14 protein-coding genes and 2 tRNA genes are annotated in these 14,032 nt (G+C 33.0%); 8 read left to right on the top strand and 8 right to left on the bottom strand.

From position 1 onward, the window contains the following. The first annotated feature begins 77 nt into the window (after positions 1 to 77). Positions 78 to 992, top strand: a complete 915-nt coding sequence (locus tag P5P89_RS11190) for a GYDIA family GHMP kinase (RefSeq protein ID WP_278008407.1) — start codon at positions 78 to 80, stop codon at positions 990 to 992. An 8-nt stretch (positions 993 to 1,000) separates the two neighbouring features. Here P5P89_RS11190 and P5P89_RS11185 read toward each other — a convergent pair whose 3' ends face one another. The 7 genes from P5P89_RS11185 to P5P89_RS11155 form a co-directional block, all read right to left on the bottom strand. Beyond that, positions 1,001 to 1,441 carry a hypothetical protein gene (locus P5P89_RS11185; RefSeq protein WP_278008406.1) on the bottom strand — a complete coding sequence of 147 codons (441 nt, stop codon included), beginning with the start codon at positions 1,439 to 1,441 and terminating at the stop codon, positions 1,001 to 1,003. Positions 1,442 to 1,702: 261 nt separating this feature from the next. Then, the gene (locus P5P89_RS11180; protein ID WP_278008404.1) at positions 1,703 to 3,802 is read right to left on the bottom strand and encodes a peptidylprolyl isomerase; all 2,100 of its coding nucleotides are present in this window, start codon (positions 3,800 to 3,802) and stop codon (positions 1,703 to 1,705) included. A gap of 107 nt (positions 3,803 to 3,909) precedes the next feature. Then, a complete protein-coding gene (locus P5P89_RS11175) occupies positions 3,910 to 5,169 on the bottom strand; it encodes a hemolysin family protein (protein WP_278008403.1) in 1,260 nt (419 codons plus the stop codon). Between the two features lie 3 nt (positions 5,170 to 5,172). After that, positions 5,173 to 5,367: a hypothetical protein gene (locus P5P89_RS11170; RefSeq protein ID WP_025572049.1), complete on the bottom strand. Its 195-nt coding sequence runs from the start codon at positions 5,365 to 5,367 to the stop codon at positions 5,173 to 5,175. A gap of 10 nt (positions 5,368 to 5,377) precedes the next feature. Then, positions 5,378 to 5,935, bottom strand: coding sequence for an LPS export ABC transporter periplasmic protein LptC (lptC, locus tag P5P89_RS11165; protein ID WP_025572051.1), 558 nt, complete (start codon positions 5,933 to 5,935; stop codon positions 5,378 to 5,380). Between the two features lie 51 nt (positions 5,936 to 5,986). Continuing rightward, positions 5,987 to 7,213 carry a BamG family beta-barrel-assembly machinery protein gene (bamG, locus tag P5P89_RS11160; RefSeq protein ID WP_278008401.1) on the bottom strand — a complete coding sequence of 409 codons (1,227 nt, stop codon included), beginning with the start codon at positions 7,211 to 7,213 and terminating at the stop codon, positions 5,987 to 5,989. Beyond that, the gene (locus tag P5P89_RS11155; RefSeq protein WP_278008400.1) at positions 7,206 to 7,940 is read right to left on the bottom strand and encodes a type III pantothenate kinase; all 735 of its coding nucleotides are present in this window, start codon (positions 7,938 to 7,940) and stop codon (positions 7,206 to 7,208) included. The genes bamG and P5P89_RS11155 overlap by 8 nt, the downstream gene beginning before the upstream one ends. A gap of 143 nt (positions 7,941 to 8,083) precedes the next feature. Between P5P89_RS11155 and P5P89_RS11150 the strand changes: the two genes are divergently transcribed. The 3 genes from P5P89_RS11150 to P5P89_RS11140 all read left to right on the top strand — a co-directional run bounded on the left by P5P89_RS11150 (position 8,084) and on the right by P5P89_RS11140 (position 9,526). Beyond that, positions 8,084 to 8,156 (top strand) — tRNA-Phe (locus tag P5P89_RS11150). A 280-nt stretch (positions 8,157 to 8,436) separates the two neighbouring features. Then, positions 8,437 to 8,510, top strand: a tRNA-Asp gene (locus tag P5P89_RS11145). A 356-nt stretch (positions 8,511 to 8,866) separates the two neighbouring features. Beyond that, a complete protein-coding gene (locus tag P5P89_RS11140) occupies positions 8,867 to 9,526 on the top strand; it encodes an HAD family hydrolase (protein ID WP_278008399.1) in 660 nt (219 codons plus the stop codon). Positions 9,527 to 9,696: 170 nt separating this feature from the next. Here P5P89_RS11140 and P5P89_RS21785 read toward each other — a convergent pair whose 3' ends face one another. After that, positions 9,697 to 9,873 carry a YcxB family protein gene (locus P5P89_RS21785; protein ID WP_422851766.1) on the bottom strand — a complete coding sequence of 59 codons (177 nt, stop codon included), beginning with the start codon at positions 9,871 to 9,873 and terminating at the stop codon, positions 9,697 to 9,699. A gap of 456 nt (positions 9,874 to 10,329) precedes the next feature. Here P5P89_RS21785 and P5P89_RS11135 point away from each other — a divergent pair, with 456 nt between their 5' ends. The 4 genes from P5P89_RS11135 to P5P89_RS11120 all read left to right on the top strand — a co-directional run bounded on the left by P5P89_RS11135 (position 10,330) and on the right by P5P89_RS11120 (position 14,029). Then, a complete protein-coding gene (locus tag P5P89_RS11135; protein ID WP_278008398.1) occupies positions 10,330 to 11,166 on the top strand; it encodes an alpha/beta fold hydrolase in 837 nt (278 codons plus the stop codon). A 1-nt stretch (position 11,167) separates the two neighbouring features. Continuing rightward, on the top strand, positions 11,168 to 11,662 hold the full coding sequence (locus tag P5P89_RS11130; protein ID WP_278008397.1) for an RNA polymerase sigma factor: 495 nt from the start codon (positions 11,168 to 11,170) through the stop codon (positions 11,660 to 11,662). Beyond that, a complete protein-coding gene (locus tag P5P89_RS11125) occupies positions 11,649 to 12,032 on the top strand; it encodes a hypothetical protein (RefSeq protein WP_278008396.1) in 384 nt (127 codons plus the stop codon). The genes P5P89_RS11130 and P5P89_RS11125 overlap by 14 nt, the downstream gene beginning before the upstream one ends. Before the next feature lie 500 nt (positions 12,033 to 12,532). Next, positions 12,533 to 14,029 carry an MFS transporter gene (locus P5P89_RS11120; protein ID WP_278008395.1) on the top strand — a complete coding sequence of 499 codons (1,497 nt, stop codon included), beginning with the start codon at positions 12,533 to 12,535 and terminating at the stop codon, positions 14,027 to 14,029. The last annotated feature ends 3 nt before the right edge of the window (positions 14,030 to 14,032 follow it).

Below are 14,032 nucleotides of genomic sequence, written 5' to 3'. Positions count from 1 at the left end.
CGCTATTCGTTTCAATCTTTTGCGCCGAACCCCGGCACAAAAGGATTTACACTACTATCGGGGCTAAAAAACACAGAATGAAAACAACCTTTTACAGCAACGGAAAACTTTTAATTACAGGAGAATATTTAGTTCTTGACGGGGCAAAAGCTTTGGCATTGCCCACAAAATTTGGTCAAAACCTGATTATAGAAAATAGCTCAGACAAGAAAATTCAATGGAAAAGTTACAATGTTGACGGAAAAATCTGGTTTGAAGATATTATTTCGTTCGATGAAATAATTAATAATATAAATGCAGCAACTGAATCTGTAAAAACAACGTTGGTTACTATTTTACACGAAGCCTATCTTTTAAATCCTGTTTTCATAGAGAATGCCAACGGATACAAAGTCACTACAGAACTTACCTTTCCAAAAAACTGGGGACTTGGTACATCTTCTACCTTATTAAACAATATTGCGCAGTGGACACAAATTGATGCTTTTACTTTGCTTAAAAATAGTTTTGGAGGCAGCGGCTATGATATTGCCTGTGCACAAAATGACACACCTATTATCTATCACCTGGAAAACAACTTACCAATTGTAGAACCCATAAACTTTTATCCTGATTATACTCAAAACATCTATTTTGTTTATCTAAATAAAAAACAAAGCAGTAAAAGAGCCATTAACGCGTACTACAATAATAAAAACAATCATTTAGCCAAAAATATAATCGACAATAACAGAATTACAAATGCAGTCATCGAAGCAAAAACAATAAGAGAATTTGCTCATGCATTGGAAAATCACGAAATACATTTGAGTGATATACTAGAAGTGCAGACTATTAAAGAAAAAACTTTTCCCGATTTTAACGGAGTAGTTAAAAGTCTTGGTGCCTGGGGCGGTGATTTTGTGATGGTCGTTTCTAAAGAAAATCCCAAAGCTTATTTTAACTCTAGAGGTTATGAAACTATCCTTACTTATGACGAAATGATATTGTAATAACTGTATTAATAATTTACCTTTTTATCGTTTTCTTTTGTAATTTTTGTTTTAAGCTGCCGAACTTTTTGACTCTCCTGTTCATTAGATTCAATGAGAGTGTTGTGTAAACGTTCTGCCATTTTTTCTATACTGTTCGTAATAGAATCATATACAAGCTCCATTCTGCGGTGTTTTTCTTCCTTTACAGCCCTTAAAACATCTTCTACAAAAACTTTGTCATATTTCTCAGCAACAGAATCCCGGGTATTGGTTAGCCTGATAACATAATCGTTACTTAGAATAGTAACTTTAAAATGTTGTTCTTCATTACTTAAGTAGTATTTACCTCCTAATTCGTCAACATTTATGTCAGTACTGCTAACTTTTAAAAGTTCTGTTATGATTCCAAAAATATGATTTTCAATTTTGGAATACACTTTAGCTTTTTTTCTAAAAAACTTAAACATAAAACAAATTAAATATCTGATTATTAATATAATTATCTATCATATTTCTCGTAATTTACTTTTGTTAAAACAAAAATTCTGACAAATTAAATGCAATAATTTGAATATCCCAAATTTTTTAAATCATATTTCTATTACCTCTATATAACATTAGAAAAACACTTTTAAATACTACAATAAAATCTTACAAAGTAGTTTTAAAACAAAGAAAAACCCGAAATGTATTAATACATTTCGGGTTTTTCTTTGTTTTTATTACTATTAGTAATTAAACTGCAATCTGTTGTCTTCGATTTTAGCGTTATTTTTTAAAGCTAGTAAAATTCTGCTTGCATCAGATGCGCTTTGAGCTTTCACCTTAGATACATACTCAGCATGATTTGGCAATGCTGGTGCTTTAATTGTTTTAATATTTTTCACAACATATACACCTGTATTTCCTTCAATTGGAGCAGATACTTTATTAGCAGCTAATGCAAATGCATTACCTACTACTTTAGGCTCCTGACCCACACCTCCAGGCAATACCGGATTATCTAAAGTAACATTTGTTGCTTGTTGCACTTTTACTCCTGCACTCTTAGCGATAGCTTCAATACTTGAACCTGTCATTTTAGCTTTTAAGATTTCTGCTTTTTTCTTGTTTTTAAGGATTGGCTCTACATAAGGTCTTGCCAGTGTAACAGATACTAAACCTGATTTGTTTTCGCTTTTGTATTGTGCAATTACGTGGCCAATATTTGCTATTTCAAAACGTTTAACATCTCCTTCTTTTGTTTCTTTATCAAATGCCCATCTTACAATAGCACGCTGGTTTCCTAATGGCCCAAAAGATTCATCCATAGCTTTAGCCGTTACAGGAGCTTCAACTTTTAATCCTAATTGTTTAGCAGTAGCATTAAAATCTTTATCAGCAGCATCCATTTCAAATTTAGTTGCCAGTGTAAATACTTTATCAGATGTTGCTTCAGAAGGCTGAATTTTTTGAGCAATTGTAGCTAAACGAATTCCGTCTTGTTTATCTGTAATTTTGATAACGTGGAATCCGAAAGGAGTTTCAACCAAACCAACTTTTCCAATTCCGTTACTGAATACAAAATCATTAAATGGTTTTACCATCTGGTTTGGACCAAAATATCCTAAATCACCACCTTGCTGTGCAGATGAGTCATCAGAGCTTGTAAAAGCAAGCATCATAAAACTATCAGGATTAGCCTGAACTTGTTTTAAAATATCTTCAGCTTTAGCTTTAGCTTCTTCTTTTGTTCTCTTTTCTTTCTGGTTTGGAGTCTGAGATCCTTCATATCCAATTAAGATATGACTTGCTTTTGCGTTAACACCTGCTTTAAATCCTAAAGATTTAGAAATAGCATAGTATTTTCCAAAAACATATGGTCCATAAATCTGACCTGGAGCTAAACTGAATAATTTATCAGCGTCAACTGCAGGTAAAGAATTTTTAGCGATATACGTTGAATCGTAAGGCACGTCTGAATTAGCATTTACAAATTCAGCAATGTTTTTAGCATTTCTAAATCCAGGTAATGTATCATTTTTACCAGTTTTAGCATTGTACTCTACTCTTCCGTTTAATAATGATGTAATTTTAGCTTTAATTTCAGCTTCATCTTCTTTAGAAGGTTTATCTTCTACTAATACATACTGAATTTCACGAGTAGCATCTGCTTTAAATTTTTTCTCGTTTTTCTTCATGTAATCCACAATCTCTGAGTCAGAAATTTTTACTTCACTATCTTTAATAGAAGAATATAAGGCAGCAGCATATGAAAAATCTACTTTATTAGCTTCCATTTCATATTTCAGCTTTCCTTCGCTTGCTGTAGTATAAAGACCTGATTTTACAAGTGTATTGTAGATTTGGAATTTCGCATTTAAGGTAGCATCTTTTTCTTTTTCAGTAATAAACTGAGCTGCTTCAGGATTTGCTTTAAAGTATTCTTTGAATTTTGCAATATCAAACATACCTGCAGCATTCAGGAATATTGGATTTTTACCAATATTAGGATCCGATTTTAAAACTTCCAAAAGGTGTTTCTCTCCTACTCTCAATCCTAATTTATCAAATTGGGCTGACAATAAAGCGATTGAAACTTCCTGATCCCATACTCTGTTTGCAGCTTCAGTAGAAGTAATCCCTTGTCCACTTTTTTCAACATTACTAACTTTAACTCTAAAGTCTTCAAATGAAATATCCTTTCCATCGATGCTTCCAACATCTTTTGAACTTTGACCAAAAGTACCGCTATTGAAAAGATCCTGTATTATAAATGCAAATAATGCAAGTGCAATAACTCCTATCAATAATGCGGAACGCTGTCTAATTTTTGCTAAAACTGCCATTTTTATTATCGTTAATTTTATATTCAGTTTGCGAAAATACAATTATCTGGTTAATAACAATACAACTAGTGTTTTATTTTCGACTTTTTTTAAAATTCTTAAAATAATTATTCTTTTACAGTCATTTTTACTAATTCGATTTTCTTGTTAGAACATTCTTCTATCACGAAGAAATAGTTTCCAATGCTGATTTTTTCGCCTTTTTCAGGAATATCCTTCGCAAAATCTACAATAAACCCTCCTAAAGTCCCATAAGAATCACTTTCGGGAATTTCTAATTTGTATGTTTCATTAAGATAAGCCACATCAAGCCTGGCAGAAAAAAGATATTTCCCTCCCTCTAATTCCTCTTCTATCAATTCTTCATCCAGATCATGTTCATCTTCAATTTCGCCAAAAAGTTCCTCAACAATATCTTCAATGGTAATAATGCCTGAAGTCCCTCCATATTCATCTAAAACAACAGCAACATTTTTTCTTTTTTTGATAAGCAGGCTTAAGGCATCTTTTATCAAAATTGTTTCAGGCACAAACTCAACTGCCATTAAAACTGATTTTATTGATTTTGGTTTCTTAAACAAATCGAAAGAATGCACATAACCTACAATATCATCAAGAGAATTTTGACTTACAATAATCTTAGAATAGCCTGTTTCTATAAATAACGCCTTGAGATCGGACACACTATCGAATAAATCAATGTCCGCAATTTCTGTTCTGGGAGTCATTATATCACGCGCTTTCAAACCTGAAAATTCTAATGCGTTTTGGAAAATCTGAATTTCAGAATCTACTTCTTCATTGTCTTCAACAGCATTCATCTGCTCAGTAATATAATTCCCGAGTTCCGTTTTACTAAAAAACAGCTGTACCTGATCGCCTTCAGTCTTAAAAAATTTTCTTAGAATTAAATCTGAAATCCAGATAAAAAAAGTGGAGACATAATAGAATAACCGATAAAAAATATAAGCAGGAACAGCAAAAATCCGAATTAAGGAATTAGCATAAATCTGAAAAAAAACCTTTGGAAAAAACTCCGCAGTAATTAGAATAATAAACGTAGCTATTAAAGTGAGAAGAAACAAATTTGTGTAACCAGAAAACTGATATCCTAAATTTGTGATGCATTTCAGAATCAAATCTGCGGTAAAAAAACCATAAACAACCAACGCTACATTATTGCCAATAAGCATTGCTGCAATAAACTTAGATGGTTTTTCGGTAAGTTTCGTTAATATTCGGGAAATAAAATTATCCTGTTTTTTTTCTATCTCTAGATAAATCTTATTAGAGGAAACAAAAGCTATTTCCATTCCCGAAAAAAAGGCTGATAGTATTAAACATAGTATTATAATACTAATTTCCATTCTCTACTTTTTTTTATAATGATCATCGAATTTCTTAGAAAATTTTCTTCTGAAGAAAAACATAAACACGCTCACGCCAGCAATTAAGAAACTTAGCCAGTAAGTCCCCTCAGGCTCACTAAGCTTAGTAATGCCATCATAAATAAAAGCAACTGCAATTAACAAGTAAACGTATTGTGTATATTTTAAATAATTCATAATCTATATTTTAATCTTCGTCGGCTTCAATTTCCCCGCTTACTCTTTGTGAATTTATCACTTTAAAATCCTTGCTAAAATCGATTCCCTGACCATACGAGACTCCTTTTGCATCTGTCAGTTTAAATTTTCTTTCCGTATAAAACCATTCATTTTTCTGATCAAAATACAATTGCTCTGTTTCAAGTACCTGCCCGGCTTCAGAAGTAATTTTTACTTTTCCCTGTAAATCAATTATTCCTGTCTCTTTATATGAAACAGCATAATTAGCTAAAATAAAAGTGCGCTTTTGTTTTTTATCATATAATGTAACATCAATTCCTTTAGGAAATTCTGTAAAAGGAAAATCAACGCTTGCATAATCCAGCATTTTGCGACTTTTGAGAACGCCGGTGATGCGCCCTGAATCTGTATATTTTATATTGATTGTATCAGCATCTGTAGCCGGAAAAAATTCTGAATAATTAATTTTCTGGACTTCTTTAAAATTACTTTCACACCCAAAAAACAGTGTCACAGTAAAAACTGTGACAACGGTTATAATAGTATATCTTTTTGGTAAATTCATTCGCCAAATGTAGTAAATTGTATTGAGCTTATGAAAACATAAGTTTACACATTAGTTGAATTTATTTTTCACAAACCATTTGTCATTGAAAGAGAAACTAAGGCTGAAATTTATATAATTTTCCTGAACTAAATTTGCAGAAACCGTTCCTTTTTTACCATATTCAATTCCAAAATTGACACTGGAAAAACTTCCTGTAATAGGAAAGCCCGCTCCTACTGAAACACCAACATCTTTTATAGATTCATTATTAACTACAAGACCAATTTTTTCATATTTAAAACCTGCCCTGTACGTTATCCTGCTAAAATAACTTGTGAATGAGGTATAATTTGGAAGATAATACCCCCCGATAGCATATTTAGTATATTTTTCATAACGTACATTGTCAGTAGTATTGTAAGAATTCTTAAAATCTCCAGCACCCTGAAAAGCTAATGAACTCCCTACCAGCCATTTTCTTGCTTCTCCAATACCTGCACCTATAGTTACTTTATTCGACATTTTTAAAACACTATCAGGCGTATCTGTCACTATTGCAGCATCTCCATCTACCTGAATGGTTCTTTCAGTTTCTGAATTCAAATTACTTCCAAATGTATAGGCTAAACTCGTAAACAACTCCGTTTTTTTATAAATCTTAGTCTGATACATTGTACCAATATTGAAATTAGTCCCGGATAATGTTGAAGTATTAATTTCTCTTGTACCACTTTCAACTCCTGTAATAGCTTTAATACCAGTTGTTTCGATCTTTCCAAAATTATATTGCATATCAGCACCTATATTCCAATTTGGCTTTATTTTATAGGCTAATGCTAAAAAAACTTTGTTCACACCACCTTTTCCTTCATATTGACTGCTTTTTCCATTGATGTCATCAGACTGATCATTCCTGATTTTATATCCAACTGATGAAACCGGGATCAATCCAAATCCAACGCCAAATTTTCCCATTGGTATCCCTAAAAGTAAATAATCAAAAGTCGATCTTGTAGTGCTGGCCTGCGCATTTTCAGATTTTAATTTTGAAGTCCCATAAGTCCCACCAACAGTAAAAGTTGTTTGTATAAGACTGGCATAACTTGCTGGGTTTTCCACATTCAGATGTATACTGTCCTGCTCTACTGAAACACCTGCCATCGACCTGTTTTCTATGGTTCCCTTAAATTTCACATCACCAATTCCGTAAAAAGAATATGGTGAGGCAGTACCTTGCTGAGCGAATGAAACGAACGAGATAAGCAAACAAGCGCTTAGTATAATTTTTTTAATCATTGTTGATTTTATATTGAAATGTTTGGTTCAAACTCTCAAGCAAGAAATTTGAATTGGCAAATATGGTATTTTTTAATCGTTTAGCCAAAAAATCTGTATCGCCTCCCGTTAAAATTATTATAAAATTTGGAAAATTTGTACGATATTCATCGATAAAACCGTCAATCTCATAGACGAAACCATTTACAACACCTGAATGTATCGCCTGTGCAGTAGTATTACCGATATAGGATTCCGGAACTTCTAAAGACAGCAAAGGCAGTCTTGCAGTATAATTATGCAATGCTTCATACCGTAATCGTAAGCCGGGCGAAATGGCACCGCCCCAATAATGATCCGATTCGTCGATAAAATCATAGGTAATACAAGTGCCGGCATCAATAACCAATCTGTTTTGTTTTGGGAACTGCAAAGTTGCACCGGCGGCTAAAACCATCCTGTCTATCCCTAAGGTTTTTGGTGTTGCATATTTATTTATGAAAGGGAATGGATCTTCGTGCGTCAAAAAATGAATGGCAAGCTGTTTTTCGAAAGCCAGAAAAGACTGTTTTTCGATATTTCCGACTGATGCCACTACCAAATCTGAGCAGTTTTGAAATTTTTTTAAAATTTTTTTAATTTCTTTTTCAAGCTGGTCTTTCTCAAAAACAAAACTACCAAGAACAGTACTTCCCTCAAAGACAGCAGCTTTAATTCGGGTATTACCAACATCAACTGTTAAAACCATATTTATTTATTTACCTCAGCGAAGGTACGAATTGATTTTTTTAAAAAAATGTTTTGGATAAACGAAAAATGATTCTATCTTTGCACCCGCAAACACGTTCACAGAAACAAACGGAAACAGAAACAAAGTGAATTAATAAGCAAGGTACCTTAGCTCAGATGGTAGAGCAATGGACTGAAAATCCATGTGTCCCTGGTTCGATCCCTGGAGGTACCACAAAACCCGAATAGCAATATTCGGGTTTTTTGTTTTTATAATTTTCGTGCTAACTTTTATCCTTTATCTACAAAAGATATAAACTAACTAATAACACAGTTAAAAGCAGATTACCTATTACATTAGCACTGTCTTATCGGATTACAAATTACTTTTTCATCTTTCTACTACAATAGAAATCAACTGATTAAAATTTTAACGCTTTTTATTTGTTTAAAAAACACAAAAAACCTTGTAAAATCAAAGTTCTATTGTATTTTTGCAGGGTAATAGCGCAGTAGGTTTGGTAGTTCAGTTGGTTAGAATACATGCCTGTCACGCATGGGGTCGCGGGTTCGAGTCCCGTCCAGACCGCAATATTGGAGAAGCCTTTCTTAACGGAAAGGCTTTTTTGTTTTTAGTTCGATTCTTTGTTCTAAATCAAAATCACCTCGCAGATTAATCCCGTAACCCAGATAGCTATCATAGAAGAAGAAACAAGTGAATTTTAAAATATTTTCACGCAGATTATGCAAATTTTAGCAGACTTAATTTTAGAAATAAAAATCTCCTGCATCTGCTTACATCTTTTTTTAAATCTGTGAGAAAAAAAACTTTGAGACTCTGCGAATTTGCGAGATTCAAAAAAAACTTCACATATCTCCAAGAAAAACCTCCGTGCATCTCTGTAGAAAAACCTATCTTGCAGCTGTTAAACACAAAATAAATGTATGAGCCAGCAATGTGTAATTTTTGATATGGATGGCGTGATATGCCACACTAATCCACATCATGTAGTCGCCTTCGAAGCCTTTTTCGATAAATACCAAATTCAATATACACAGGAAGAATTTGAAGAACATATGTACGGAAAACATAACGGATACATCATGACACATTTCTTCAAACGTACCGTTGCGGGAGAAGAATTAGCCAGTCTTGAATTTGAAAAAGAAGCTATCTTCCGTGAAATATATAAAGACAAAGTAGAAACAATTCCGCATTATCTGAAGTTTTTAGAAGAACTAAAATCTCGCGGATTCAAAACAGCTGTCGCAACCTCTGCACCGCGTGCTAACCTGGATTTAATAATAACCGCTTTACAGATAAAAGACAAAATGGACTCGATGTTGTCCAGTGAAGATGTAAAACATCATAAACCTGATCCGGAAGTATATTTAGAATCAGCAGCGCGTGTAGGCCTTTCTCCGGCTGATTGTGTCGTTTTTGAGGATTCTTTTTCGGGAGTTTCAGCTGCAATCAATGCAGGAATGAAGGTAGTTGGCGTTTTGAGTACCCATACTAAAGAACAATTGCCACCATGTGATTTTTATATTAATGATTATAGTGAAATTAATGTGGATAAGATTTTAGAATTGTTGGAGAAATAAATTCCAATTTTTTAAAGTACCAAATTCCAAATGATATGAGAGACCTTTATCAAATTTTAAAACTTTGATAAAGGTTTTTTTTCGCAATTCTTTAACCACAAACTTGTCATTTCTCGTTCTTCGAAATAAACAAACTAGATGAATTTCTTCATTTTAAAGAATAATATAACTCAATCAATAACTGGAGAATTTTTTATGCTTGAAAGAAAAAGACTTCTACAAAATTTTATCTGTTTTTGATCTTCAAAAAATACTTCATTTCTAAACCAATTTTCATCTTCCGGTGTTTCAAAAATTCGTTTTGGAAAAAACAATGTCTGACCTTTTGATAGATATAAAAGATAAATATCTTTTAATTCAAAAACTTTTATAAAGTTGTTTATATAAATGTACTCTCAGATATTTCTCCCATATGAGAAACAATTTTATCAAGAAAGACTTCATGTTGTCTTTCGTTAAAAATAATCTTGTTTTCCTTTGAATTTGCAAATCTCCAAAATTGAAATATGTAATTAGCGAATAGGCTTGCAAGCTGAAATTAACAATCTTCAAAACAGATTTTATTGCATGAACAGATTCGCTGAATCTTTAGGTCCTTATTTGTATTTAAAATGAGAAAAGCTAATTAATAAGTCGTGAAGTTTGTTAAGAAATGAGGCAAAAATTATGATCTGAATAATTTTATTAGTCGTATAGCCAGTAAAATCAAGCATTGAAAGTTTTTTTTAAAAAAAGTAGATTTTTTGATGTAACAAATAATATAGTGCTGCATCAAAAGGTAAATTTTAAAAAAAAGAAACATTATGAAAACAAAATCAATCTTAATTATCGTATTTATGCTTATCGTTTCAAGACCTGTTTTTTCTCAAACTGCCTTTAAGGTAGAGGTGAAAGGAAAAGGTAATCCTGTTTTATTATTCCCTGGCTTTGGCTGTACAGGAGAAGTATGGAATGAAACGATAGCCGAATTGTCTAAAAACTACGAATGCCACGTTTTTACTTTTGCAGGATTTGGAAATGTTCCTCCAATTGAAGACCCTTGGTTGTCTACTATAAAGGATCAGGTTATTAATTATGTAAAAACTAAAAAATTAAAGAAAGCCACATTAATTGGTCATAGTTTGGGAGGAACTTTGAGTTTATGGTTGGCATCTACAGAAACTGATTTGTTCAAAAAAGCAATTATTGTTGATGCATTACCTGCAAATGCAGTTTTAATGATCCCTAATTACAAAGGAGATATTATTCCTTATGACAACCCGCAGAGCAAGATGATCCTTGCTATGGATGCAAACGCATTCAATGCTATGAATACCCAGTCGGTTTCTTACATGTGTTTTAATAAAGAAAAGCAAAAAATAATTGCAGAATGGATGAAAACTGCGGATAGAAAAACCTATGTTTATGGTTATATTGACATGCTTAATTTAGATTTACGAAAAGAAATTGCTAAAATTAAAATTCCGGTAGTGATTCTCGCAGCGACAAATCCAGATATTAATACCGTACAAAATACCTATAAGAGTCAATACGAAAATTTACCTTCCGCTAAAATTTATTACGCAGAAAAAGCGGCTCATTTTGTAATGTATGATCAGCCGGAGTGGTTTATGGAAAAAATAAAATCAGAAATAAAATAAGGTGAGTATCAAAGAACAATTTAACAACATATACAACAGCCATTATCCTAAGGTGTTTCGTTTGTGTAAAGGTTATTTTTGTGGAGATACAGCATTGGCTTCGGATGCGACTCAGGAAATCTTCATTAAGATATGGGAGAAATTAGACACTTTCCGTAATGAATCAAGTGTTAGTACATGGATTTACAGAATCACTGTAAATACCTGTCTGCTTTACTTGCGAAAATCATCTTCTAAAAAAGAAATAAGGACTCACATTCAGCCTCAGGTTGTTTCAGAATCGTATTCGAATGAAAAAGAAGAACAACTTCAACAAATGTATGAGTGCATACAAAAACTTGAAGAAACAAATAAAATGATAATTCTAATGACTTTAGACAGCGTAGAATATTCTGAAATAGCAGAGGTAATTGGTATAACCGAGGAAGCACTTCGCGTTAGAATTCATCGAATAAAAAAAAGTTTAACTCAATGCGTACAAAATGAAAACATTTGAAGACTTGCAGACTATTTGGAACCAGCAAACCGGTCCAGATTCAAAACCAGCAGTCGCTGATATTGTTAAAAAAGCAGAGGAATATACCAAAAAAATTAAACGCAATCATTTTTGGACCAGAGTAATTTTAAGCGTTACCTCAGTGATATTAATCTTTTATTACGTTTGGGCAAGTGCTTATAAACAAACGTTATTTAGTTTAGGATTAAGCATTATGATTACGATGCTTGTATTGCGTATAATTTTAGAGTGGGTTAGTATGGAAAAATTAAAGACCCTGAAATCAGATGTTTCTTTGATCGAATACAGTAAGCTGGCAGAACAGTTTTATCAATGGAGAAAAAAATTCATTATGTTTTTACACCGGTAGTTTATGTGATATACATTGCAGGTTTTGCGCTCCTCTTGCCTGTTTTTAAAGAAAGTTTTTCCGCTGGGTTTTATCTTTATATACTAGTGAGTGGGTTTGGTTTTTTACTGTTTTTTGGATTGCTTTTGATTAAAATGATTAAAAAAGAGATAGGGCTTTTAAGGTTTTTAAAAAATATCTCCTAAAATAAGGTGATTAAACATATAGAGTTAAGAAAAGATTCCATGTTTCTAGCCCTCTGATTAATTCTAAAACCGCGCAGCGCATTATAAGGTTTATAATGCTTATTACAACTTTTATGAACCTTTAATGTTCTTTGCGTCATTTGCGGTCAACATTTTCTTTTCATTTACCACAACTTTCTCATTGCTTAAAAATGTAAAATAAACAATTAATCTGCTTTTGTTAAAAAAGTATCAGTCGAATAAATAAATATCTTTTATATTCGTAAAAAAATATTTTAATTATTTATTTATTATCAATTACATTATTTGCACTTTATGAGTAATACATCTACAAAAGGCATTTGGAAAGTGATTTCGGCCTCTTCTATGGGAACTATGATTGAATGGTATGATTTTTATATTTTTGGAAGTTTAGCCGTTGTAATTTCAACCAAATTTTTTCCCAGTGACAATCCTACCGCAGCATTTCTGTCAACATTAGCGACTTTTGCAGCAGGATTTGTGGTTCGTCCTTTTGGAGCTTTATTTTTTGGAAGACTTGGAGATATAATTGGCCGTAAATATACTTTTATGGCTACCCTGTTATTAATGGGTGGTTCTACTTTTTTGATAGGCTGTATTCCGAGTTATGAAACGATTGGCTTTTTAGCACCTTTATTGGTTTTGATTTTACGTTTGCTCCAAGGACTTGCTTTAGGCGGAGAATATGGCGGAGCAGCAACCTACGTTGCAGAACATGCCCCGAAAGGACAACGAGGTTATTGGACCTCATGGATTCAGACCACAGCAACAGTTGGATTATTTATTTCACTGATGGTAATCCTGGCAACAAAAACAGTCCTTTCTGCTGAGAATTTTGATAACTGGGGATGGCGTGTTCCGTTTTGGGTATCGATTGTCATGGTTGGCGTTTCTTACCTCATCCGAAAAAATATGGACGAGTCTCCTGAATTCGCGAAAGCAAAAAAAGAAGGAACTACAAGTGCCAGTCCGCTAAAAGAAAGTTTTGGAAACCGCTATAATTTAAAGTTTGTATTGCTTGCTTTATTTGGTGCCACAATGGGACAGGGCGTTGTCTGGTATACCGGACAATTTTACGCCATGAGTTTCATGAAAACGGTGATGAACATAGATTCTTCGCAGGTTGATACTTTATTGGGAATTGCACTTTTACTGGGAACGCCGTTTTTTATTGTATTTGGATGGCTGAGTGACAAAGTGGGAAGAAAATATATTATGATGGGCGGAATGCTGCTTGCTATTTTGCTGTACAGACCAATTTATAAGGCAATGTACACCACAACAGATACAGCTCTTAAAACCGAAATTACAGAAAAAACAAAAACAACGGTTGAACTAACGGATGCAAAAGATTCTGTTTACACGACTCATAAAGAGTTTACTGATGGAACTGTTTCAATAGAAAAGAAAACCGTGTTTGCGACTAAAAAAGAGGCTCAGGTCAGTACATCTGTGATGATTAATTCGAGTGATGAGTGGAATTTGATTTTCTTAGTGTTTATACAGGTTATATTTGTTACCATGGTCTATGGGCCAATTGCAGCCTTTTTGGTCGAAATGTTTCCGGTTAAAATTCGATATACTTCCATGTCGTTGCCTTATCATGTTGGAAATGGAATTTTCGGAGGTTTGCTTCCTGCAATTTCGACTTATTTTGTTACTCATTCAAAAGCAGCAGGAAAACAGGACTTTTATCTGGACGGACTTTGGTATCCTATTGTGATTGCCTCTATCTGTTTTGTAATTGGAATGATTTACATTGATAATAAAAATAAAAACTCTCACCTTTAATCT

The organism is Flavobacterium gyeonganense, assembly GCF_029625295.1.
Taxonomy (GTDB): domain Bacteria; phylum Bacteroidota; class Bacteroidia; order Flavobacteriales; family Flavobacteriaceae; genus Flavobacterium; species Flavobacterium gyeonganense.
Note: the sequence above shows the minus strand (reverse complement) of the source record. Positions and strands in the feature narration are given on the sequence as shown.